Origin of the sequence: Paenibacillus barengoltzii NBRC 101215 (genome assembly GCF_004000745.1) — a bacterium.
GTDB classification, from domain to species: Bacteria; Bacillota; Bacilli; order Paenibacillales; family Paenibacillaceae; genus Fontibacillus; species Fontibacillus barengoltzii.
Genome location: NZ_BILV01000022.1, coordinates 24,688 through 46,166, shown reverse-complemented (window position 1 = coordinate 46,166; position 21,479 = coordinate 24,688). Strand labels below are relative to the sequence as shown.

Sequence of the window (21,479 nt, the reverse complement as noted above, 5' to 3'; positions counted from 1 at the left end):
CCATCGTAACGATAGATCTATGCAAAAAGGAGTCCGTAATGTACCCACCAAGGTCGGAAAAATACAAGAAAAAACAGCAGGAAAAAAAGCGGCGTCAAAATCGGATTTGGCTGACGTTAAACTTGACTCTCATCACTTTAATTTTCGTGCTGGGAGCTTACTTTTATTTGGAGGAACGCACTGGTCAAGCGAGATTGGACTCGGGAACGGAGCAGCAGTTGCCAGGAGCTTGGGGCGACAACGGGTCAGTTGTTGGCGATACGACAAGCGAAGATGCTCCTAGTGTGCAGCCGGAGGACAACGATGCTGGGTCTGCAGGAACGGAAGACGAGAAGGGGCAGAAATCCACGAACTCAGGTGAGAACGCATCCGGTGAAAATAACGCCGCCGTTACCGGCGACGAGGATCAAGAGGAAGCGGCGGATTTGCCATCCAATGGTGGAGACTTAAGCGAGGCAGACGGCAAAGGGGATCGGCTGTTGGTTCATTTTGCAGGGGACACCATGTTCTCCGGCAAAGTGGAGGAGCGGTTAGAGAAAGCGGGCTACGAGCTCCCGTATGAGTATGTGCGAGGATTATTCCAGAACGACGATTTAAGCGTTCTGAATTTGGAGACGCCGGTTACGACCGGCGGGGAGCCGGCGGAGGACAAAACCTATGTGTTTAAATCGCCGCCAAAGGCGATTGGACCGATGGCTCAAGCCGGCGTGGACGCTGTGAATTTGGCGAACAACCATGTGTTGGACCAAGGAGTCCCCGGCCTCCTGGATACGATGAAAGCTTTGCGGCAGCAAAACGTGAAGTATGTCGGGGCTGGCAAGAACAGTAAGGAAGCGTACGCCCCGGTTTATGTGGAACGCAGAGGGATTAAGATTGCCCTGTTTGGCTTCAGCCGGGTCGTCCCGGAGCCGGGATGGGTGGCCGGAGCGAACAAACCGGGCGTAGCCTCGGTCTATGCGCCGGAAGCTGCGTTGAACGCCATTCAAACGGCGCGCAAAAACGCAGATCTCGTATTCGTGATGGCCCATTGGGGCAAGGAGCGGACGACCAAGCTGGAGGAGCACCAGCAAGAGCTGGCGCACGCCTTCATTGACGCTGGCGCGGATCTGGTCATCGGCGGTCATGCGCATGTAATGCAAGGGCTGGAGCAATACAAAGGGAAATGGATTGCCTACAGTACGGGCAACTTTATTTTTACGAAATCCAAGGATCCGAAGACGTGGGAAACTGCGGTGTTCGCCGCTTCCTGCACACGTGACGGAGATTGCGATCTGAAGCTGATCCCGTTCCGTACGGAACTCGGGCAGCCTGTGCCGATGAGCGCCGAGGACGGAAGCAAGCTGTTAAAAGAAATCGAAGGCTTCTCACCTGGGGTAAGAATCTCCGAGGACGGAGAAGTGTACACTTCGAAGACCGGGTGGATTCAAAAATCCGGTACTTCGCTGTTGGGGGATGACCAGACTTAAGTGGAAGGATCGTTTCCAATCAGAAGGAGGCGAGAGCATGCGTAACCCATGTGTTGCTCATCGCGGCTTCTCAGGAATTGCTCCGGAGAACACGATGGCTGCGGTCCAGCTTGCCATGGAGCAGGAGGATGTCCACTGGATCGAAGTTGATGTACAATGTTCAAAGGACGGCGTGCCTTTGTTGATTCATGATTTTACGCTGAACCGCACGACAAACGGAAAGGGACCGGTCAAGGACAAGACTTGGGCGGAACTGCAAACGTTGGATGCGGGGAGTTGGAAATCCAAGGCTTACCGCGGAGAGCGGCTGCCAAGCCTCGATGAATTTCTCGATGCTGTCGCCGGACGGCTGCGGGTCAATCTCGAAATCAAGACCGAAGGGAATATGTACCCGGGATTGGAGGAGAAGGTGGTCGCTGCGGTCAAACGGCGGCATATGGAGCACGAGGTGGTGCTGACTTCGTTTGAACCGCGGATTCTGGCGAAGATCAAGGAGATTGGCCGAGGAATTCGCACGGGGCTGATCATCGACCGGCAGCCCAAAGATTTGTTGTTGCGGCTGAAGCTGTTGCACTGTTCGTTCTTATCGATTTATTATCGGGCATTAACCGCAGAGTTGGCTGCCAAAGCGTTCAAACACGGCATTGAAGTGATGGCTTGGACGATGGATGATGTGAAGTCGCTGCGGAAGGTGGCGGCGATGCATCCGGACATCTTGCTATGCACGAATCGGCCGGATGTTTGGCGTCAAGCGATCGGAAACGGGAAAGTGAAAAAATCGATTGGGAAACCACAATCCCCTGAAGGAGAAGATAACGATGAACAAATTAATCGCTAATGTGTATTGCGTAGGCCGAAATTACCGGGCACATGCTGAGGAGCTTGGCAATGAGGTGCCCACTGAGCCGATGATCTTCCTGAAACCATCCCACGCGGTGACTGCCATGGACGGCAGAGGGCTGGAACTTCCGGCAGACCGGGGCTCGGTGCATTATGAAGCGGAACTGGTGCTGCGGATCGCCCGCGATTATAAGCCGGGGATGACGGTTGACGAGTTGGTGGATGTGATCGCGTTTGGGATCGACTTCACGCTGCGTGACGTACAGAACATCGTCAAAGATAAGGGGAATCCTTGGATGCCGGCCAAAGGCTTCCTGCAATCGGCACCAATCACGCCATATATCGCTTTTCCCGGAGAGGTGGAGACGGCGAATGAAGATTTTGTGCTGCGGAAGAATGGGGAGATTGTACAGCGCGGCAATATCAGTCGGATGATTTTCCCGCTGCAGCAAATTGTGGATTATATCGCGGAACACTACGGGCTGGGAGAAGGAGATTTGATTTTCACCGGAACGCCTGAAGGGGTCGGCCCGGTATATCAAGGGGACAAGCTGGAGCTGTCCTACGGCGACAAAGTGCTGGGCAGTTGCACAGTGGCTGTCGGTCCTTCGGCAAAATGATGATGGATTGGTTTATTGGGGCGCTCTGCGCCCTAATCGTGTCTGCAGCCGCCTATAAGAAGCGATCGTTATCGCTCTCCGGCATGCTGGCCGCATGGATCATGGGAACCGTATACTACGGGGCCGGCAACTTGTTCTGGTTTGGGATCTTGCTGCTATTTTTCGTCAGCTCGTCGGTCTTTTCGCATTTTCGCGGGGATCGTAAGGCGGAGCTAGAAAAATCGTATGCCAAGAGCGGTCGCCGGGACGCGGGGCAGGTGCTGGCGAACGGCGGGCTGGGGATGCTGGCTTGCCTTGGCAACCTGTTTTGGCCGGATCCGGCATGGGCTTACTTCTTCGTTGGCACCATGGCTGCGGTAACGGCGGACACGTGGGCAACGGAATGGGGCGGCCTTAGCAAAAGCGAGCCGCGTTCGATTCTGAACGGCCGCCGGGTTCCTCCAGGAACATCAGGCGGGGTGACGCTGCTGGGTAGCACGGCGGCGCTGGCCGGGGCCGTATGCATCGGCGGGGCTGCATGGCTGCTGCGCATGTGGACCGGAGATGACACTTATGCCGGAGTAGGTTCCGCGTTGCTTGCGCTGGTGAAATGGGGGCTGATCGGCGGGATTTCCGGCTTGGCCGGGGCTTTTGCCGACTCCTGGCTGGGCGCGACGGTTCAATATATGCATCGCTGCGTCGTTTGCGGCAAAGAGGTTGAGGTGGCGACGCATTGCGGTCAGGAGACCGTGGTGCTGCGAGGTTTTCGCTGGATGGATAATGATATGGTGAATTTACTCAGTTCCCTGGCGGCGGGTTTGCTGGCTTGGGGAATCGGGATGATAGGATAAAGTAGGGATTCGAGCATGAACATATTAACGGTGGAGCATCTGACCAAAACCTATGGGGAGAAAGTGCTGTTTCAGGACGCTTCCTTTGGGATGGACGAAAACGATAAAATCGGCATCATCGGCGTCAACGGAACGGGTAAATCTACGTTTCTGAAGGTGATCGCCGGTCTGGAACAAGCCGACTCCGGCAAAGTCGCCATTAACCGGGATGTCCGCGTGACATTTCTGGCGCAAAATCCCGAATATGACCCGGACATTTCTGTGTTGCGCGGCGTGTTCCAAGGCGGCGGGCCTGAGCTTCAGGTGGTGTCCGCTTATATGGAGGCCGAGGAAGCGCTGGAACGGGAGCCGGGGGATGCAGGGCGGCAAGCGGAACTGACGCGGCTGTCCCAGGAGATGGACCGATTGCAGACCTGGACTCTGGTCAGTGAGGCCAAAAGCGTCTTGTCCAAGCTGGGCATCACCGATTTTACTCAGAATATGGGCAGCTTGTCCGGAGGGCAGCGAAAGCGCGTTGCGCTTGCTTCGGCGTTAATCCTTCCATCGGAGCTCTTGATTATGGACGAGCCCACCAACCACATCGACAATGAATCTGTTGCTTGGCTGGAGTCGTATCTTCAGAAACGGCGTGGGGCGTTGCTCTTGATTACGCATGATCGCTATTTTTTGGACCGCGTCTGCAACGTAATGCTGGAGCTGGATCACGGCCGGTTGTTCCGCTACGAGGCGAATTACAGCCGTTTTCTGGAGCTCAAGAGCGAGCGTGAGGAGCGAGAAGCGGCCTCCGAACAGAAACGGCAAAATTTGCTGCGGGGTGAGCTCGCCTGGATCCGCCGCGGAGCCAAGGCACGCTCGACGAAGCAGAAAGCGCGGATTGAACGGTTTGAGAAGCTGCAAGCGGCCAAGACGGAATACAAAAGCGATAACCTCGAAATCTCAGTGGCTTCAACGCGGTTGGGACGCAAAATTTTGGAGATCGAAGGGCTGCGCAAATCGATCGAAGGCCGGTTGCTCATCGGCGATCTGACCTACACGGCGGTCCCGGGAGACCGTGTTGGGATTGTGGGTCCCAACGGCAGCGGGAAGTCGACGCTGCTGAACATGATCGCCGGGCGAATTGAGCCGGATGCCGGTCAAATTGTGCTGGGCCAGACGGTGAAGCTGGGTTATTTTACTCAGGAGCATCAGGAAATGGACAGCCAGCAACGGGTGATCGAATATATCAAGGAAGCGGCAGAGGTAGTGACGACGGCGGACGGCTCGCGGATTACCGCCTCGCAAATGCTAGAGCGCTTCTTGTTCCCGCCGGACATGCAATGGACGCCAATCGGCAAGCTGTCAGGCGGTGAGAAGCGGCGGCTGTATCTGCTGCGCGTGCTGATGGGAGCGCCTAACGTTTTGCTGTTAGACGAACCGACCAACGACCTCGATATTCAGACGTTAACCGTGCTGGAGGCGTATTTGGACGAGTTCCCCGGCGCCGTGTTTGTGGTCTCCCATGACCGGTATTTCCTTGACCGTACCGTGGATAAGATTATGGCATTTGAGGGTGGCGGAGTCATTGCTGTTCATGTGGGTGACTACAGCGATTACGAGGAACGGACACAGGGCAGCGATGCGCATGGTGCTGGAAAAGGGAGCGAAGGCAGTTCAGCGGGTTCAGGCTCGCGGAAAGCCGGCACTTCGGATGCTGTGGCTTCCGGAGGTTCAGCAACCGATGCCAACACGGGCAACCGCAATGCGGGGCGCGGGGAGAAGCTGAAGTTCAGCTATAACGAGCAACGGGAGTTCGAAACGATCGACGCGACCATCGAGGCCGCCGAGCAACGTCTTGCCGCTATTTCCGAGGAAATGGAAGCGGCGGCGAGCGATGCGGTTCGCCTGCAAGAGCTGATGCAACAACAGCAGGAAGCGGAGGCGGAGCTGGACCGCCTGATGGAGCGTTGGACGTATCTGAATGAGCTGGCAGAGAAGATCGAAGCCCAACGGAACGGGTGAGGGTGGTTGTGAGTTTTCATGCACTTGGGCGCTGCGCTGCAATTTCAGTCCAGCCTTGGATGTTGTACTTGCAACAGGTGCAGGAATGATAGCCACCCCAATTGTACTCGATTTTTCGCGTACATTTCCTCTATTATGCGGTGATCGCCCGTAATCTACTCGATTTTTCATATAGAATTGAGGGATTTGCGGTTCGGAAGCCGAAATGTATATGAAATTTCATATAGATTTCGGCGAAATCGTCAAAACGGGCGAATTCTATTCGATTTTTCATATATAATAAAAAACCTTTAAGCACAAACCGGTTCGAGTGGGCGGGATATGGCGGCTTAAAGGTTTTTTGCTCGCCGATAACAGAAAAGAGCCCACAACAATAGTCCTTACATTCACTTATAGTGAGGGAATTAGAAGGATTTTTTTACGCCAACTAGGATAACTTCATAGTAAAATCCTTGCAGTCTCTTAATAGGGAGAGCAAGGATTTTTTTACTTCCTTGTAAAATACCAAAATTGACCATAGTATGAAAACAAGATATATTTATTTCATACATATAATTCCAACCTCATTTTATCTAAAGAATGTGTGGTGAGAAAGCCAATGAGTACAGCAACGATTCTGGCGGAAGTTCACTGCTTTATGAAAGAAAATGAGTTAAGTTTAAGTCAATTCTCTGCCAAATTAAATATTAATGCGGGGACGTTAAGTTATATTCTCAATGGTAACCGCACCTTAACCATCGATCATTTGGATCGAATTACGGAGATCATGGGCTTACCCATGGGGCATTTTTATGAGCATTATATTAACGATTATCTGCAAGAGAGAAATCCAGATTGGCGGAGAGTGGCCCCTTTCCTTCGGAAATGTGCTGAATTGAACAAGCTGGATTGCATTCGCAGAACGATATGCATGCTGTTGGATAATTTGACGTACTCTACGTCCTTATTCGAGCTGGCCGAGGAGTTTTATGAGAAGGGATTATATGGTGCTGCGGAGATTCTGTATGAAAATGTGGCCATGAGCGAAACAAAGCAACATTCTGAGCGGTTAGCTTTATGCCAGTATCGGCTGTTTAAGATTCGGATTGGGTCGGACCAGGCTCACAATCTCAAAATTGCTTACCAATTTGAACCCTACGTAGATCGGCTGGATGAGGTTACGCAGTTGGATGCGCTGAAGGATTTGGCAAATTTATACCGTTCGCTTCGTCAGTGGGACCGGCTTGAGGATTTTGCTAAGGAGATGGAACATAAAGCTAGCATAATCTATTTCAGTAAACGACGCTCAAATAAAGAAATTTTGGAATTACAGAAGAAGTTAAATGGGCCATTGTTTGCTTACATTGCGTATGCCAAATTGTTATGTGGGGAAGCTTGCGAGGGTAGAGGAGATTATGATCAAGCTTTGAAATATACAAATGATTACGCCGATTTAAGTTGGGTCCAGGAAACTGATCAGGATACAATTCGCTGGTTAGGTTTATTTGAAAAATGGGCGAAGGCTAATTTATATGTCTATAAACTGATGACAGGTCAGATTGAAGTTTTACAAGAATACGTATCGTTTGCTCAAGAAAATCCGGATGAAATTATTCTTGCCCTTTTAAATATTATGCGTGCTGCAAACCTACATCAGATAAACGTTGACTTCATACTTCACCAATTTAATTCAGAAATAGACGCATATATCAACCACAAAAAGTCAAATGATCTGTATAATAATCAGGTCTTACCCGACAAGTACAACAGATTCATATATAATCTCACCTTTTACTATTTACAAAGAAAGGATTACATTAAAGGTTTTAATTTTCTGATGCAAGGACTGGAAAATTCAATTATAATGAATAATAAGGAACTCATTATCAGTTTTATGGTATTATTTGAACATCATAGAGATATGGCTTCCCAGGAAATATGCCAGAAGTATAAAACTATCGTTTGTGAGGTGAATAGAGGTATATGAAATCCAAATTCATTGTTGTTTTTGCGGTTCTGTTATCTTTATTAGTTGTTTCACCTGGTAGCGTTCATCCAGAGAAACCAACTGTATCAACTTTTGATATGCATGGTGGCTTTTAATTTCTGCATACATATGGACAACGAAAAACGCCTATTCGTTCTTTTAAACGAATAGGCGTTTTTGTATAACATTAATAAACTTACCATAAATCTACCATACAGCCCAACCTAAAACTTTGCTAACGTCCATATTCCGCCAAGTTAGGTCTCACCGAATCACAATCATCTGCCGCAAATCCCGGGAATCGCCGTTTAGCTTGGTTTCGGCGGCGTTTAGCTGCGCGGAGCCGTCGCCGTCGAGGAAGATGCCGTCGACGAGCCCGCCGTCGGCCAGGGCGGACTTGACGGCGGTGCGGAACGCTTCGGCGGTGCAGCGGGTGGGGGTGACGATCAGCCACAGCCGGCCGCTGGCATCATACGCGAGACCGGAGCGGAGCCGGTTCTCATCGGGATTCGGCAGGTGCTCGGCTTCTACCGCTGCGGCCCGCCATCCAGCGTCATCCGGCAGCTTCATGCTGACGCCGCCTTGGGCAAAATAGCGGGTGCGGTCCGTAACGGCCAGCTCGCTTGCGGCGGAGACCACCTGCACCGAGAAGCTGCCCGCAGCGCCGTCCCAGACGAGCGTGCCGCGGGCGTATTTGGCGTTAAACCAGCCGGAGCCGTAGGAGCCTGCCGTGCCTTGCACCGGCTGATCGTTGTTTACTGCCAGCGACAACACAGCATCGTTATAGAAGAAACCGCCGTTCATCCCATACACGCGGTAACGTCCCAACGGCTGATCCGCCGCCCGCAGTTCAATTCGCTCCGGATCGGCGACTAAGGCATGCAGTTTGACACCGTTTGCTGCGGTAAGCTCATGATATTCATAATGGCGGGGGATCAGGTAGCGGCTGCCCCAGCTCATCATCAGCAGGATGATGAGAAAAATCGCCATGACCGAAGCCATGGCGATTCCCCAGCGTTGCTCCTTAATCGGCAACATAAGCTGCAAGCAGGCGAGTCGTATTGATGACCGCCAGTTTATGCGTCCGCTCCATAGCGTGCGAGGCATGCACACCCGGTCCGATCAGCGCGGCGCGGATATTGTGGCCGCCCCGCAAGGAAGCCGAGGCATCCGAGCCGTAATACGGATAAATATCAACGGCATGCGGGATGCCAAGGCCTTTGGCCAGTTCAATCAGCCGAGTGGTCATCTCATAATCATAAGGGCCGCTGGAGTCCTTGGCGCAAATGGAGACATCGGTCTCTTTGCAGCTCAGATCATCGCCCATGGCGCCCATGTCAACGGCGATCATTTCGTTCACGCCGTCCGGAATCCAGGAGGCACCGTGTCCCACTTCCTCATAGTTGGAGATGAGGAACACCAGATCATGGCGCGGCGTCCAGCCTTCGCGGCGGATCGATTCGATCAGCCCGAACAAGGCCGCTACACTGGCTTTGTCGTCCAGATGACGGGATTTAATGAATCCGCTAGGCGTGATTACAGCGCGGGCATCAAACGAAATGAAGTCGCCGACCCCGATCCCAAGCTTCAGCACGTCCTCTTTATTTTCCACCACCTCATCGATCCGGACCTCCATGTTCTTCTCCTCGCGTTTGAAATCGCGGGCGTCACTGTAGACGTGAACGGAAGGATGGGTCGACAGGATCGTGCCGGTATATACCCGTCCGCTGCGGGTGTGGATTTGGCAGTATTCGTTCTCGATACTGTTCATCATGAACCCGCCAACCGAGGTAATCGCCAGCGTACCGTTCGAACGGATGGCGCGCACCATGGCACCTAACGTGTCCACATGGCCGCTGAGGGCGATGCGCCGCGACGAGTCGCGTCCAGGAATGGTCAGGATCGCGCCGCCTTTTTCATTAAAGCTGCAAGGCACGCCCAGTGCTTCGGCCTCTCGTCCGATAAGCGTCATGATATTGTGGGTAAAGCCGCTTGGGCTTGGGGTGTCCAGCAAAGTTTTGAGAAAATTTAAAATATAGGTTTCATTCGGTTGAATATTCATGGGAAACCTCCTTAAGATAGGTGGGATGCTTTAGTCCGCATTAAGACTGGATGGGGGAGTCCTCCTCCGCCGATTCAGCTTCCGTTTCAGCTTCATGGCTGGCAGCTTTCTTCTTTTTACCGCGCTCTGGCTTCTCCGGTTCCGGGAAAACATAGCCGGTAGCTTCCTGGATATGTACAAGCTTCGCATGCAGGCCTTTAACTTCGCGTTGAAGGCGATAGCCGCGGTAAATGCCAAACGCCCCGACGATGATACCGCCAAGCAGCGTACTGCCGAGGATCAGCAAAATCAACGGAAGGCTGACGGAGCCAAACAGTAAATTGACCTGCACCGGATCGACGTTGATCACCGCAAATACGGCGGTAATCAAGGCAAAGACTAAAGCCAGAATTAGGGACCATTGGATTTTCATGAGGGTACACCTCCTTCTAGGACAGTATAAAATCCCTTGTCCGCTTGGGGCAAGGGATTTTGTAGTCGATAGGGGCATGGACAGGTTAGCTCGTCAACTGTTCCATTTGCTCGATCACGTTCTCGAACACGCTCATCGCTTCGCGAATCGGCTGCGGCGAGGACATGTCGACCCCGGCTTTTTTCAGAATGTTAATCGAGTAGTCGCTCCCGCCGCTCTTCAGGAAGCCGAGATAACGGTCAACCGCCGGTTTGCCTTCCTCAAGAATTTGCTTCGAGAAGCTGGTCGCTGCAGAGAAGCCGGTAGCGTATTTATAAACGTAGAAGCTCGTATAGAAATGAGGGATCCGTGCCCATTCCATTTCGATATCCTGATCCACAACCATGTCTTTGCCATGGTATTTCACATTCAAGTCGTAATAAATTTCCGACAGTTCCTGCGGTGTAAGTGATTCGCCGGCTTCTGCGCGCTCATGGATGAGCTTCTCGAATTCGGCGAACATCGTTTGCCGGAACAACGTGGTCCGGAACTGGTCAGCGTAGTAAGTGAGCAGATACAGCTTCTGTTTAGGATCTGTGGATTTCTTAAGCAGATAATCCATCAGCAACGCTTCGTTGGTCGTCGAGGCTACCTCAGCCAGGAAGATGGTGTATTGGGCATCACGGTATTTCAGGGCTTCATCCGAAAAATACGAATGCAACGCGTGCCCCATCTCATGCGCCAAAGTGAACATGCTGTTCAGATTGTCCTTATGGTTGAGCAGCACGTAAGGATGGGTGCCGTAAGCGCCCCAGCTGTAAGCGCCGGTGCGTTTGCCTTCGTTCTCGTACACATCGATCCAGCGGTTTTCGAAGCCTTCGCGAAGCACCTTCAGGTACTCCTCGCCCAGCGGCTGGAGTCCTTCCGCGACCATTTTCTTCGCTTCTTCATAAGGGATTTCCCACTTGTATTCCTCAACGAGCGGAGCGAACAAGTCATACATATGCAGTTCGTCAACGCCCAGCAGCTTCTTGCGCAGCTTCATGTAACGTTGCAGGAGCGGCAAGCTTTCATGCACGGCGTCGATCAGGTTCGTATACACTTCCTTCGGAATGTTGTCCCCATAAAGAGACATTTCCAGCACGGAAGGATATTTGCGAACCCGCGAGTAGAACATGTTCTTGTTCACGTTCGCGCTCAGCGTAGCGGCGATGGTATTTTTCTGCTTCCGATAAGTTTCGTAAACTGCTTTAAATGCCCGCTCGCGAACTTCGCGGTTAGGATTCTCCAGGAACTGAATGTAGCTGCCGTGGGTTAAATCCACTTCGTTTCCGTTTTCGTCTTTGATTTTCGGGAATTTCATATCGGCATTGTTGATCATGCCAAAAATTTGCTGCGGCGCCTGCGACAAATTGCCCACTTGGGCAAGCAACGCTTCTTCCGTTTTGCTGAGAACATGCGCCTTTTCGCGTTTGATTTCCTGCAAGGTGAACTTGTAATCCGCCAGCGCAGGATCGTCAATCAGCTTGTCGAGCTCCTGCTCCGGCAGGGCTAAAATTTCCGGCGTAATAAATGACAAGGCCTCGCTGACTTCGACGCTTAACTTTTTCGCTTTTTGCACTAGGGCCTGATATGTAGGGTTGGTGGTGTCCTCATCATGATGAAGATGGGCGTATACGTAGAGCCGCTCAATTTGCAGTGAAAGCTCATCTTCCAGTTCAAACACGGCTTTGATATGTTGTGCATCCGTCAGTTTGCCTTCGAATTCGGAGGCTTTGTCTTTCAACGCCTTAAGGTCGTTATACGATTTGTCCCAAGCAGCTTGATCCGGGAACAAATCCTGGAGCTGCCATGTGTGCTCTTTGGGCACTTCAGAACGTTTCATTACAGTGCTCATCGGAATCCTCCTTTGGTCTGGGTAAAATAAGGTCGGCTGGCCCATCGCAGCACTGCCCGGGAATGCGGCAGCGAGCAGGGAGCCGGTGAGCAACAGGGGAATCGCACGTGAAATGCGCTTCGATCGCATACCAAGAAAACCTCCCTTAAGAATGTCGGGAGCCCAACGTGATCCAAACCCTAGGGTCGGTTTCGCTTTGGGCATTTTCTTAGTATGACCGCCTGCTGCAGGAAATATAGGGGATCAAACAAGGAAGCTGTAAATCATCAGCCCAAACGCCAGTGCAATCAGCACGACGGAGGCTAGGGCAAGACCACGCCTAAGACGCGGCTCCAGCCGATCCTTGTTCAGGATGACCACGATGCCCAGCGCAAAAGCGCAAATAATGAAGATCAAGAGATTGGAAGTGTCCATCATAATCCATGCTCCGTTTCGTACGAGATTGAATGGCGGGCTACACCTGTTTAAACGCGTTCATAATTTCATTCCATTCCGCCTCGTTGCCGGCATATTCCTCTTTCGGGAACCGGCGTTTCACCCAATCCATCATGGCTGGGCGACTGAGGAAGGTATGCGATTCCTCGCCCCATTGGTCGGAAATTTCACGGAGAACGATGTATCTGCCCTGAACTTCTACCGTCATCATATTCCATTTGTCTTTTTTGTATATTTCGTGTTTTTTGATCATCTCTGACGTTCTCCAATCTTTGGCTTTGCTCCGCAGGTATGAAACCCGCAGTATAGTGGGAATATTTTATGTAAAATGATAACTCACGCCCCCGAGGAAAGCAAATGAAACCATACGATTCTGGCGGCGTTTTTCGTGCGAAAAGTTGTGGGCAAACAGACACGTTGCATTGTCGGTGGGCATAGAGTATAATATGGGTATTCGTCAATGATGGCGATTATTTTTAGGAGGTTGTTCATTTGAAAGGTACAGTTAAATGGTTTAACGCAGAAAAAGGCTATGGCTTCATCCAAGTTGAAGGTGGCGAAGACGTATTCGTACACTTCTCCGCTATTCAAGGTGAAGGTTTCAAAACTCTAGAAGAAGGCCAAGCCGTTGAGTTCGAAATCACTGACGGCAACCGTGGTCCTCAAGCTGCTAACGTAATCAAATTATAAGATCAATTCCGTTTAACGGATCACTTATAAAGTTTGGTACTAAGCGCGATAATGAAAGACACAGCTCTTTATAGGGCTGTGTTTTTTTGTATACATAGCTAGAATGAAAATAAACGGGTTGAATTGGTGACAATCAGTTGTCACCATTCGTTTGCTATAGTGATGTTAACGGGAGGGGAACCCAAGCGCGATGAACCGAATGGACCGGATGATGGCAATTGTGATGGCCTTGCAGCAGCGCCCGGAGACCGCGCAATCCTTAGCGGACAAGCTGGAGGTGTCTAAGCGGACGGTGCTTCGCGATATGCAGGCCTTGGCGGAAATCGGCATTCCTTTGGTTGCGCTTCCAGGGCCGGGCGGCGGTTATCGCCTGATGGACGGCTTTCGGCTGCCGCCGCTGCAGCTGGACGCCGGGGAGGCGCTGACCGTCCTGCTGGCTTTGGACGGCATCGGCAAATACGCCGACAGCCCTTTTCGCGAGGCGAAACGGACCGTCGCCGACAAGATCCGCTCCGCTTTGCCCGAGCAGATGCTGGGGCAAATTACTCCATTGCTCCGGCACGTGGAGATGGAGGTGCCGGAGCGCGGCATCCAGGCGCCGTTCCTCAGCGCCTTGATGGCGTATGCCGCCGGCGGAAAGTGGATCCGAGCGGAGTACCGCTCGCTGAATTATCGCCGGCAGCTGACGTTGAAGCCGCTGCGCGTGTACGCCGCGCACGGCTTCTGGTACTGCGAAGCCGAGTCGCTGGAGCACGGGGAGAAGCGAACGTTCCGCGTCGATCGCTTCGTTGAGGCGGCCGAGATCCCTCCCCCACCGGGCGCAGGTGGCGGCAGGGGAGAGGCCGCCAAAGGGGCGACCCCCCGGTCGTCAACAACCGGGAGAGAGGATTTCCGGCTGCGCGTGAAGCTGACGTATCGCGGTTCGCTGCTGGCGGAGCAGGATCCGCATTTTGGTCAGGAGGTGCAGCAGGTGGGGGAGGCCGAGTGGCGGCTCGAATGTACCCTGCCGGGTTCGGAATGGGATTGGGCGGTTTCCTATTTCTTTGGTTTTGGCCGGGATGCGGAAGTCCTTGAGCCCCAGGCGATGCGCGAGGAGCTGCATCAGCGCGCAGCGGAGCTGGCTGAGCGGTACCGGATTTAAGCCGATCTCGCCGGCTTGAACGTGTAGACGTGTTGATTACGACAAAAAAAGGAGGATGAATGCATGAAACCGAGATTGTCAGTATTAACGATAGGTGTGGAGGATTTGGATAGAGCGGTGCATTTTTATCGGGATGGTCTTGGCTGGGCGACGGAGGGGATCGTAGGCCAAGAGTTCGAGCACGGAGCGGTTGCCTTTTTCGATTTGCAGGCGGGACTGAAGCTGGCGTTGTGGAAGCGGGCGGATATCGCCCATGACACTGGTCTAACGCTTCATGCTCCAAGTCCAACGGAAGTTACGCTGGGCCACAATGTGGCGAGCCAAGCAGAAGTGGATGAGGTGTTGGAGCAAGCGAAAGCCGCAGGAGCGAAGATCGTGGTTCCGCCTCACGACACGTTCTGGGGAGGATATTCCGGATATTTTCAAGATCCCGACGGGCATTTGTGGGAGGTTGTTTTTAATCCCGATTGGGTATTCGAATCCGAAGTGATGAAGGAGACGAGGATGTAGATGAAAGAACGGAATGTGTTGGAACGCGCAGGTTCGTTTATTTATTCGCATGCCCGGCTGCTCGATCGCAAGCGGTTTGCTTACCACTTTGAAGGAGGTAGCGCGGAGGAGGTGCTTCGTGCACTTCGCCCGTACCAGAACGCAGATGGCGGCTTTGGCCATGCGCTGGAGCCGGATATGCGCGGTCCGCATAGTCAGCCGGTGGCCACGGAAACGGCGTTGTTGGTGATTCGCGAGGTGAGCGGATTTGGGGCGGAGTTGATGGACGGTGTGCTTCGTTACTTGCGCATTATGACACTGCCGGGCGGCGGCTTGCCGCGGGCAACTACGGAAGTGAACCGATATCCGCATGCACCGTGGTGGACGACCGAGCAGGACGGGGTTCCCTCGATCAACCCGACGGGAAGCATCATCGGCATGTTGCTGGGGCAACAGGAACGCACTGACTTTTTTCATGAAGATTGGTTCCAAAAAAATATCGCCTTTCTCTGGGAATGTATAGAGCAAGGCCTTCCCGGGGATTATCATGACGCTGTCCAGTGGATTTCCTTCCTGCAGCACGTACCGGATCAGGAGCGGGCGGCGAAAGCCCGATCTCGGTTGGATGCCTGGCTGACGGGGCCAAACGGAATCGAGATGGATCCGCTTGCTGAAGGGTACGTCCACAAAGTGCTGGACTACGCACCAACGCCGGAAAGTTATGCAGCGAAGCTCATCTCGGAGGAAGACACCATGAAGCACCTCGATTGGTTGATCAGCACCCAGCAGGAGGATGGTGGATGGGCGCTGACGTTCCCGGCGGTCAGCCCGGCGGGCGAGCAGGAATGGCGCGGTTGGCTTACTGTCGAGATTTTGAAAACGTTGAAGGCTTACGGCCGGTTGTCCTAAGCCAGATCAGAAAGAGGCTCTTTCCAACAGGTTGCTGGAAAGAGCCTCTTCATGTTCTTTACTCTACGATCCGCAAAATCTCGGATACGTCCTTCCGCGGCACCGGCTTGGGTGAGATCGCCGGATGACCCAGCGCGATGACCATATTCACTCCGCGATCGGCAGGAATGTCGAGGAATTCGCGCAATTTATCTTCGGCGAGCAGCACTGGTCCGGTCATCGGACAAGTGGCCAGGCCTTTGGCATGTGCGGCCAGCATCAGGTTTTGTGCGGCCAGACAGCTGCTCTTCAGTCCTTCTTCTTCCCAAATTTCAGGCGTGACGAAGGAGATCGGGTCAAAAATTCGTTCACGGAACTTCGATGTGTACGGCGTAGACAGAACTACGATTAACGCTGGAGCGCCGGAAAAAGCGGTAGCATAAGGACCAAACGATTTTACAAGCAGCTTGGCTTCCCGATCCTTCCCCTGTTCGGTGGCACGTGCTGCGATTTCATGCAGGCTGGCCCAGGTAAAATCCTCAATCTGCTTGATTTTATCTGCGTTCATCACGACGATGAATTCCCAGGTTTGCGAATTCGTGTCGCTGGGCGCATAGCGAGCGCAGTCGATAAGATCCTCGATATCGGAAATGCTGACAGGCTCTTGAGTAAATTCCCGGATACTGCGGCGGGTTTGAAGGATATCCCGAAACAAAGCGAAATCCATGCGTTTTCACCTGCTTTATCAAATTTAACACCAGGTACTATCATCTGATAATAACTATTATATAGGAAGACTTGTCCTTTGAACAGAGACAAACAAGAGGCGAAGCGCCGTGATGGCACTTCGCCTTGATTTTTTAGGCTTTATGCTCGAATTTTGAGGGAGTGCTCTCTCCCGGTCCCTTCTGAAAATAACGGCTGGCAAACCCAATGCAGGCGACCAGTGCCGCGCCCATCGCCGTCAGATAGAACGGTTGGCGCCCGAGCTGTTCAAACATCACGCCGCCGAAGGTTCCGCTGAGTAGTCCGGCGAGGCTTGACCAGACGATGGTGTACAAGGCCATGCCCGTGGCCCGGAATTCGTCGGGGATCAGCCGGGTGAGCATGCGGATGGCTGTGACATAGAAAATACCAAACGTCATGCCGTGCATCGCCTGGATCGCCAGGATACCGTAAGGCGACCCGGTCAACCCCATCAGCAGGAACCGGACGGCGAACATCAGGCTGGCGATCAGCAGGAGCGGCAGTTCTTTATATTTTTCCCCATGGAAGCTGAGGTAGATAAATATGGGGATTTCCGACAGCGATGAGGCGAGCATTGCCCAACCGATGAGATTCTCGCCCGCTCCCAGCTCCTTCAGGCTGATCGAAATAAACGCTTCGTTCATTCGCATGCCAATCGCCAGGCAGAAGACGCAGCCAAAGAACCAGAGCAGCTCTTTCTGCCGCAAAATCCCCCAAATGCCTGATAGGTCCATCTTCGCCACAGTGGTTGGCTGGTCCTTGACGAACAGGATGAATCCTAGCGCAAGGCCGGCGATGGCAATCGACACCCACATCGTATTGGAGGAGCCGATTCGGGCAAGTACGTAGCCGATAAGCAAAGCAAAGAAAGCATATCCGAAGGATCCAAACAGACGGATGGAGATGAAATGGATGCCATGCTGCTTGGCGGTTGTAATCGAGATCGTATCCGACAACGGAAAGACCGGATAGAAGAAAAAGTAAAACAACGTAATAACCGCCATGATGATCGAAAATGAGGTCGATGCCGATAAAAGAAAGGTCAGCGCAATTTGCCCGATCAATAGGATGAGCAGAACTTTCTTAATCGTTTGGTAACGGTCGCTGGCCAGACTCCACAGCAAATTAGAGACGACGGAGATCATCGGACCCAGCGCGTACAGCAAGCCGATCTGACTGGTCGAAAATCCCAACTGGGCGTAGAACAGCGGGAAGTAAGAGGAAACAAGGACACTTGTTCCGTATATGGTAAAGGTAAAGGCGCGCAGCCATGCGATATCTGTGCGGGCCGTCATTTTCCGATTCATGGGGTTTACGTACTCCGTTTCTGCAGTCACATCTTTTTTTGCGTTACGCTAGCAGTATACCAGAAATCTAGAGATTCGGCGGCAATAAAATTTCCGTTTTGTTGACGAAAATCCTTTATACTAATCTTAAGAAGGAGGCGAGGCGCCATGATCGAAGGATTTGTATACGATGAGCGGCTGGATATCCATGTGCCGATGCTGGAGCGCCCTTTTGACGAATATGAGCTGGATGAACGGCTGGCGATGATCGCCTATTGGGAGGAAGTCCGCGGAAGAATTCCTACGAAGGTGATGCTGCTGGAGCAAACCATTGAGCACAAGCTGAACGAAATGAGCGAAGAGACCGACTTTGAGCGCAGCTGCCGTCTGAACGGAGAGATTGCCGAGCTGGCCAGCCAGATCAACGATTTGCTGATTTGGTACCGGACGGTCCAGGAAGAGCCCTCGGTCAAAAGACATATGTGATTTTGTTTATTTGTGCTAAAAGTTGGATCATATTATAATATAGATTGGTTTTCAGACAGGCCGTATTAACAACGCAGTGGAGGCAAGCCATTGATTGAACTTGAGCAAAGCCGAAACCAATTCCCGAAGGAGCCGATCCGGCTGATGAGTCGGGTTTATAAATTTATTTTGCCGGATGTCCATGAGGAGTTGGAGCGTTGGCGGAAGGATGCCGATGCGATTCCCGATCCTGAGCTAAGGCGACAAGCTTTGGCCAGCATCGCGACGAAGAAGTTCCATTGCCAGGGCGGTGCCGTATATGCGGCTGCCAATTTGCCGATGCGTCACGTCTTGATTCCGCTTATCGTTGCGTTTCAAACGATCAGTGATTATTTGGACAATTTATGTGACCGAAGCACCTCCAAGGATCCTGAGGATTTCCGGCTGTTGCACCAGAGCATGCTCGACGCGGTGAACCCGGAGGCACAGCTGCGAAATTACTATGCCCTTCGCGAAGAGCAGAACGATGGCGGTTATTTGCACCGACTGGTGAAGACTTGTCAGACCCAAATTGCTGAATTGCAGGGTTACCCGGCAGCCATGCCGTACATCGTCGATCTTGTAGGACTTTATACCGATTTGCAGGTGTACAAGCACATTGACCCGAAGGAACGCGAGGCGAAGCTGCTCAGCTGGTGGGCCGAACATGAGCACCGTGCTCCGCATTTGCGATGGAATGAATTCGCGGCAGCAACAGGCTCCACCCTTGGGGTGTTTATGTTGTTCCTGGCGTCCAGTCACAAAGGGCTGGATGAACGAAGCGCCAAAACGATCCACTCGGCTTATTTTCCGCATGTGTGCGGACTGCATATCCTGCTGGACTACTTGATTGACCAAGCGGAGGATGAGCTTGGCGGGGATTTGAACTTTTGCAGTTACTACGATAGCAAGGAAACGATGTTGAGCCGAATCACGTTGATCGTCGAGGGAGCGCGGCAGGATATCCGGAAGCTGCCGGCTTCCTCGTTTCATAAAATGATCATTGAAGGCCTGCTGGCCTTGTATTTATCGGATCCGAAGGTCAGTCAGCAGGACGAAATCCGCGAGGTATCCAAACGGTTGATGCGCCGGAGCCCGTTGATGCGGTTGTTCTTTTTCGCTAACAGCCTGTGGATTCGCAAGCATCTTTAAGATTTCGTGCATTTGTTAACTTACTTACAACTGAATTAGGAGGAATTATCATGTCAGCAGTTAAAAAAATCGCAGTGCTTACCAGCGGAGGAGACTCCCAGGGGATGAACGCAGCTGTACGCGCCGTTGTCCGCAGCGGGTTGTACTACGGTCTGGAAGTTTACGGGATTCAACGCGGCTATCAAGGCTTGCTGAATAATGACATTTTCCAAATGGACATTCGCAGTGTTGGCGATATCATTCAGCGCGGGGGTACGATTCTTCAATCCGCACGCTGCCTGGAGTTCAAGACGCCGGAAGGCCAACAGAAAGGCGCGGATATTTTGCGTGAGCACGGCATCGACGGCCTTGTGGTCATCGGCGGCGACGGCTCCTATCAAGGGGCAGAGAAGCTGAGCAAGCTGGGCATTAAGACAATGGGCTTGCCGGGGACGATCGACAATGACATCTCCTTTACGGATTACACCATCGGTTTTGATACCGCAGTTAGCATCGTTGTGGATGCGGTCAACAAGCTGCGGGACACGATGTCCTCTCACGAACGGGCTTCTGTTGTTGAAGTGATGGGCCGTCATTGCGGCGATATCGCGCTGCATGCTGGTTTGGCTGCAGGTGCAGAGACGATCCTTGTACCGGAAGTACCGTTTGACCTGAACGAAGTTGCAGACCGCATGAAGCAGAACTTTGAAAAAGGGAAACGCCACAGCATCGTGATCGTAGCCGAAGGCGTTGGCAGCGGCGAGGACGTAGTACAAGCGATCAAGCAACGTCAACCCTCCGTTGAACCACGTGCAACGGTGCTGGGTCACATTCAACGCGGCGGATCGCCTACCCCGTTTGACCGTAACTTGGCCAGCCGTCTCGGCGACTTTGCCGTTCGCAGCCTCATTGCGGGCGAATCGAACAAAGCCTGCGGCATGATCGGCGGAGAAATGGTATTGACCGACATCGAGAAGGTCGTCAGCACGAAGAAGCCGTTTAACATGGAGCTGTACGAGCTGGCATCGCGGTTGTCGCAGTAATAATATTTAGAGCTAGGCCTTATTAACTAAGGGAGTCGGGTTTATGACCTGGCTCCTTTTTTTATAAATTCAAATCCATAGAGGGGTTGACAAAGAAATCCAAGATGTTAATATAATCACATCGAAATAGTTGGAATTTAAAATATCGCTGACCGGGTCACCGGAGGCTCAGCAGACAGAGACGCTTGCGTCTTGTCTACTGGGCCTTTTTTGTTCCAATGAAACAATGGGGAGGTTGATGGGATGTCAGTACACGCAAAAATCAAGTTCGAGAATGTGACGAAAACGTTCACCGTCCGTGACCCTAAAAAAAGCGGGGCAGCTCAACAATTTACGGCGGTCAAGGATCTGAACTTTACCGTCAGGGAAGGAGAATTTCTAACGCTGGTTGGGCCAAGCGGCTGCGGCAAATCAACGCTGCTGGACATGATCAGCGGCTTGTCCGCTCCGACCCGCGGGAGAATTCTGATGGATGGCGAGGAAATTACCGGTCCCGGCTTAGATCGCGGCATCGTATTTCAGCAATACGCCTTGTTTCCTTGGAAGACGGCCCGGGGCAACATCGAGTTTGGTTTGGAGGCCAAAGGGGTGCCCAAGCAGGAAAGGAAGGAACGAGCGGATCATTTTCTCTCCCTTGTCGGCCTGGCATCCTTCGGCGACCGATATCCGCATGAGCTGTCCGGCGGGATGAAGCAACGCGTCGCGATCGCTCGCAGCCTTGCGTTTAACCCGGATGTGCTGCTGATGGATGAACCGTTTGCGGCATTGGATGCCCAGACGCGGGAATCTTTGCAGGGGGAACTGTTAAGGATTTGGGGGCAAACGAAAAAGACGATTATTTTTATCACCCATGGGATTGATGAGGCTGTTTATCTGGGGGAACGGGTTGTCGTTCTCACACCAGGCCCAGGTACGGTTAGGCATATCGTCGATGTCCCGCTCAAGTCGAGACTCGACGATGCGGATGTTCGCTCCCATCCCGATTTCGTCAAGATCCGTCATGAAGTCTGGAATCTGCTTCACGAGCCGGTGTATCAAGGAGCTTATATCTAAAC

22 protein-coding genes are annotated in these 21,479 nt (G+C 52.5%); 14 read left to right on the top strand and 8 right to left on the bottom strand.

Going from position 1 to position 21,479, the window contains the following annotated elements:
- Nucleotides 1-38 precede the first annotated feature (38 nt).
- The 6 genes from PBA01S_RS08390 to PBA01S_RS08365 all read left to right on the top strand — a co-directional run bounded on the left by PBA01S_RS08390 (nt 39) and on the right by PBA01S_RS08365 (nt 7,720).
- A complete protein-coding gene (locus tag PBA01S_RS08390) occupies nt 39-1,466 on the top strand; it encodes a CapA family protein (RefSeq protein WP_127575771.1) in 1,428 nt (475 codons plus the stop codon).
- Between the two features lie 37 nt (nt 1,467-1,503).
- Nucleotides 1,504-2,304, top strand: coding sequence for a glycerophosphodiester phosphodiesterase (locus tag PBA01S_RS08385; protein ID WP_255315312.1), 801 nt, complete (start codon nt 1,504-1,506; stop codon nt 2,302-2,304).
- Entirely contained in the window at nt 2,285-2,926 is a 642-nt protein-coding gene (locus PBA01S_RS08380; protein WP_127575770.1) for a fumarylacetoacetate hydrolase family protein, read from the top strand. Before PBA01S_RS08385 ends, PBA01S_RS08380 begins: the two co-directional genes overlap by 20 nt.
- A gap of 2 nt (nt 2,927-2,928) precedes the next feature.
- Nucleotides 2,929-3,756 (top strand): DUF92 domain-containing protein, encoded by an 828-nt coding sequence (locus PBA01S_RS08375; protein ID WP_127575769.1) that lies wholly within the window; start codon nt 2,929-2,931, stop codon nt 3,754-3,756.
- A 15-nt stretch (nt 3,757-3,771) separates the two neighbouring features.
- Nucleotides 3,772-5,754: an ABC-F family ATP-binding cassette domain-containing protein gene (locus PBA01S_RS08370; RefSeq protein ID WP_127575768.1), complete on the top strand. Its 1,983-nt coding sequence runs from the start codon at nt 3,772-3,774 to the stop codon at nt 5,752-5,754.
- 598 nt (nt 5,755-6,352) lie between these two features.
- Nucleotides 6,353-7,720 (top strand): helix-turn-helix domain-containing protein, encoded by a 1,368-nt coding sequence (locus PBA01S_RS08365; protein ID WP_127575767.1) that lies wholly within the window; start codon nt 6,353-6,355, stop codon nt 7,718-7,720.
- Between the two features lie 264 nt (nt 7,721-7,984).
- Here PBA01S_RS08365 and PBA01S_RS08360 read toward each other — a convergent pair whose 3' ends face one another.
- From PBA01S_RS08360 to PBA01S_RS08340, 6 genes are all read right to left on the bottom strand, one after another.
- On the bottom strand, nt 7,985-8,758 hold the full coding sequence (locus PBA01S_RS08360) for a hypothetical protein (RefSeq protein ID WP_127575785.1): 774 nt from the start codon (nt 8,756-8,758) through the stop codon (nt 7,985-7,987).
- Complete coding sequence (locus tag PBA01S_RS08355) at nt 8,745-9,782, bottom strand: M42 family metallopeptidase (protein ID WP_016312764.1); 1,038 nt, start codon at nt 9,780-9,782, stop codon at nt 8,745-8,747. The genes PBA01S_RS08360 and PBA01S_RS08355 overlap by 14 nt, the downstream gene beginning before the upstream one ends.
- A gap of 40 nt (nt 9,783-9,822) precedes the next feature.
- Entirely contained in the window at nt 9,823-10,194 is a 372-nt protein-coding gene (locus PBA01S_RS08350; RefSeq protein ID WP_028538753.1) for a LapA family protein, read from the bottom strand.
- Between the two features lie 85 nt (nt 10,195-10,279).
- The gene (gene pepF / locus PBA01S_RS08345; RefSeq protein ID WP_085169875.1) at nt 10,280-12,070 is read right to left on the bottom strand and encodes an oligoendopeptidase F; all 1,791 of its coding nucleotides are present in this window, start codon (nt 12,068-12,070) and stop codon (nt 10,280-10,282) included.
- A 243-nt stretch (nt 12,071-12,313) separates the two neighbouring features.
- A complete protein-coding gene (locus PBA01S_RS22735) occupies nt 12,314-12,487 on the bottom strand; it encodes a hypothetical protein (RefSeq protein ID WP_016312761.1) in 174 nt (57 codons plus the stop codon).
- Between the two features lie 37 nt (nt 12,488-12,524).
- Nucleotides 12,525-12,758, bottom strand: a complete 234-nt coding sequence (locus PBA01S_RS08340) for a hypothetical protein (RefSeq protein WP_009222767.1) — start codon at nt 12,756-12,758, stop codon at nt 12,525-12,527.
- A gap of 239 nt (nt 12,759-12,997) precedes the next feature.
- Here PBA01S_RS08340 and PBA01S_RS08335 point away from each other — a divergent pair, with 239 nt between their 5' ends.
- From PBA01S_RS08335 to PBA01S_RS08320, 4 genes are all read left to right on the top strand, one after another.
- A complete protein-coding gene (locus PBA01S_RS08335) occupies nt 12,998-13,195 on the top strand; it encodes a cold shock domain-containing protein (RefSeq protein WP_009222768.1) in 198 nt (65 codons plus the stop codon).
- Between the two features lie 190 nt (nt 13,196-13,385).
- Nucleotides 13,386-14,336, top strand: a complete 951-nt coding sequence (locus tag PBA01S_RS08330) for a helix-turn-helix transcriptional regulator (protein WP_127575766.1) — start codon at nt 13,386-13,388, stop codon at nt 14,334-14,336.
- A 63-nt stretch (nt 14,337-14,399) separates the two neighbouring features.
- Entirely contained in the window at nt 14,400-14,846 is a 447-nt protein-coding gene (locus PBA01S_RS08325; protein WP_028538750.1) for a VOC family protein, read from the top strand.
- A complete protein-coding gene (locus PBA01S_RS08320; protein WP_085278782.1) occupies nt 14,847-15,734 on the top strand; it encodes a prenyltransferase/squalene oxidase repeat-containing protein in 888 nt (295 codons plus the stop codon).
- Nucleotides 15,735-15,792: 58 nt separating this feature from the next.
- On the opposite strand, the gene PBA01S_RS08315 is transcribed toward PBA01S_RS08320, so the two are convergent.
- Complete coding sequence (locus tag PBA01S_RS08315; protein WP_016312756.1) at nt 15,793-16,440, bottom strand: nitroreductase family protein; 648 nt, start codon at nt 16,438-16,440, stop codon at nt 15,793-15,795.
- 133 nt (nt 16,441-16,573) lie between these two features.
- The gene (locus tag PBA01S_RS08310) at nt 16,574-17,767 is read right to left on the bottom strand and encodes an MFS transporter (RefSeq protein WP_127575765.1); all 1,194 of its coding nucleotides are present in this window, start codon (nt 17,765-17,767) and stop codon (nt 16,574-16,576) included.
- A 147-nt stretch (nt 17,768-17,914) separates the two neighbouring features.
- On the opposite strand from PBA01S_RS08310, the gene PBA01S_RS08305 reads away from it, so the two are divergent.
- From PBA01S_RS08305 to PBA01S_RS08290, 4 genes are all read left to right on the top strand, one after another.
- Nucleotides 17,915-18,232, top strand: a complete 318-nt coding sequence (locus PBA01S_RS08305) for a hypothetical protein (protein ID WP_127575764.1) — start codon at nt 17,915-17,917, stop codon at nt 18,230-18,232.
- Between the two features lie 90 nt (nt 18,233-18,322).
- Nucleotides 18,323-19,402 (top strand): tetraprenyl-beta-curcumene synthase family protein, encoded by a 1,080-nt coding sequence (locus PBA01S_RS08300; protein ID WP_085278780.1) that lies wholly within the window; start codon nt 18,323-18,325, stop codon nt 19,400-19,402.
- A gap of 50 nt (nt 19,403-19,452) precedes the next feature.
- Nucleotides 19,453-20,424, top strand: a complete 972-nt coding sequence (pfkA, locus tag PBA01S_RS08295; protein WP_085278779.1) for a 6-phosphofructokinase — start codon at nt 19,453-19,455, stop codon at nt 20,422-20,424.
- Nucleotides 20,425-20,667: 243 nt separating this feature from the next.
- On the top strand, nt 20,668-21,477 hold the full coding sequence (locus PBA01S_RS08290; protein WP_127575763.1) for an ABC transporter ATP-binding protein: 810 nt from the start codon (nt 20,668-20,670) through the stop codon (nt 21,475-21,477).
- Nucleotides 21,478-21,479: the final 2 nt, after the last annotated feature.

Bases quoted from the DNA above. Each gene is read 5' to 3' on its own strand.
- PBA01S_RS08390 (WP_127575771.1), top strand. From the start codon at position 39: ATGTACCCACCAAGGTCGGAAAAATACAAGAAAAAACAGCAGGAAAAA.
- PBA01S_RS08385 (WP_255315312.1), top strand. From the start codon at position 1,504: ATGCGTAACCCATGTGTTGCTCATCGCGGCTTCTCAGGAATTGCTCCG.
- PBA01S_RS08380 (WP_127575770.1), top strand. From the start codon at position 2,285: ATGAACAAATTAATCGCTAATGTGTATTGCGTAGGCCGAAATTACCGG.
- PBA01S_RS08375 (WP_127575769.1), top strand. From the start codon at position 2,929: ATGGATTGGTTTATTGGGGCGCTCTGCGCCCTAATCGTGTCTGCAGCC.
- PBA01S_RS08370 (WP_127575768.1), top strand. From the start codon at position 3,772: ATGAACATATTAACGGTGGAGCATCTGACCAAAACCTATGGGGAGAAA.
- PBA01S_RS08365 (WP_127575767.1), top strand. From the start codon at position 6,353: ATGAGTACAGCAACGATTCTGGCGGAAGTTCACTGCTTTATGAAAGAA.
- PBA01S_RS08360 (WP_127575785.1), bottom strand. From the start codon at position 8,758: ATGTTGCCGATTAAGGAGCAACGCTGGGGAATCGCCATGGCTTCGGTC.
- PBA01S_RS08355 (WP_016312764.1), bottom strand. From the start codon at position 9,782: ATGAATATTCAACCGAATGAAACCTATATTTTAAATTTTCTCAAAACT.
- PBA01S_RS08350 (WP_028538753.1), bottom strand. From the start codon at position 10,194: ATGAAAATCCAATGGTCCCTAATTCTGGCTTTAGTCTTTGCCTTGATT.
- pepF (WP_085169875.1), bottom strand. From the start codon at position 12,070: ATGAGCACTGTAATGAAACGTTCTGAAGTGCCCAAAGAGCACACATGG.
- PBA01S_RS22735 (WP_016312761.1), bottom strand. From the start codon at position 12,487: ATGATGGACACTTCCAATCTCTTGATCTTCATTATTTGCGCTTTTGCG.
- PBA01S_RS08340 (WP_009222767.1), bottom strand. From the start codon at position 12,758: ATGATCAAAAAACACGAAATATACAAAAAAGACAAATGGAATATGATG.
- PBA01S_RS08330 (WP_127575766.1), top strand. From the start codon at position 13,386: ATGAACCGAATGGACCGGATGATGGCAATTGTGATGGCCTTGCAGCAG.
- PBA01S_RS08325 (WP_028538750.1), top strand. From the start codon at position 14,400: ATGAAACCGAGATTGTCAGTATTAACGATAGGTGTGGAGGATTTGGAT.
- PBA01S_RS08320 (WP_085278782.1), top strand. From the start codon at position 14,847: ATGAAAGAACGGAATGTGTTGGAACGCGCAGGTTCGTTTATTTATTCG.
- PBA01S_RS08315 (WP_016312756.1), bottom strand. From the start codon at position 16,440: ATGGATTTCGCTTTGTTTCGGGATATCCTTCAAACCCGCCGCAGTATC.
- PBA01S_RS08310 (WP_127575765.1), bottom strand. From the start codon at position 17,767: ATGAATCGGAAAATGACGGCCCGCACAGATATCGCATGGCTGCGCGCC.
- PBA01S_RS08305 (WP_127575764.1), top strand. From the start codon at position 17,915: ATGATCGAAGGATTTGTATACGATGAGCGGCTGGATATCCATGTGCCG.
- pfkA (WP_085278779.1), top strand. From the start codon at position 19,453: ATGTCAGCAGTTAAAAAAATCGCAGTGCTTACCAGCGGAGGAGACTCC.
- PBA01S_RS08290 (WP_127575763.1), top strand. From the start codon at position 20,668: ATGTCAGTACACGCAAAAATCAAGTTCGAGAATGTGACGAAAACGTTC.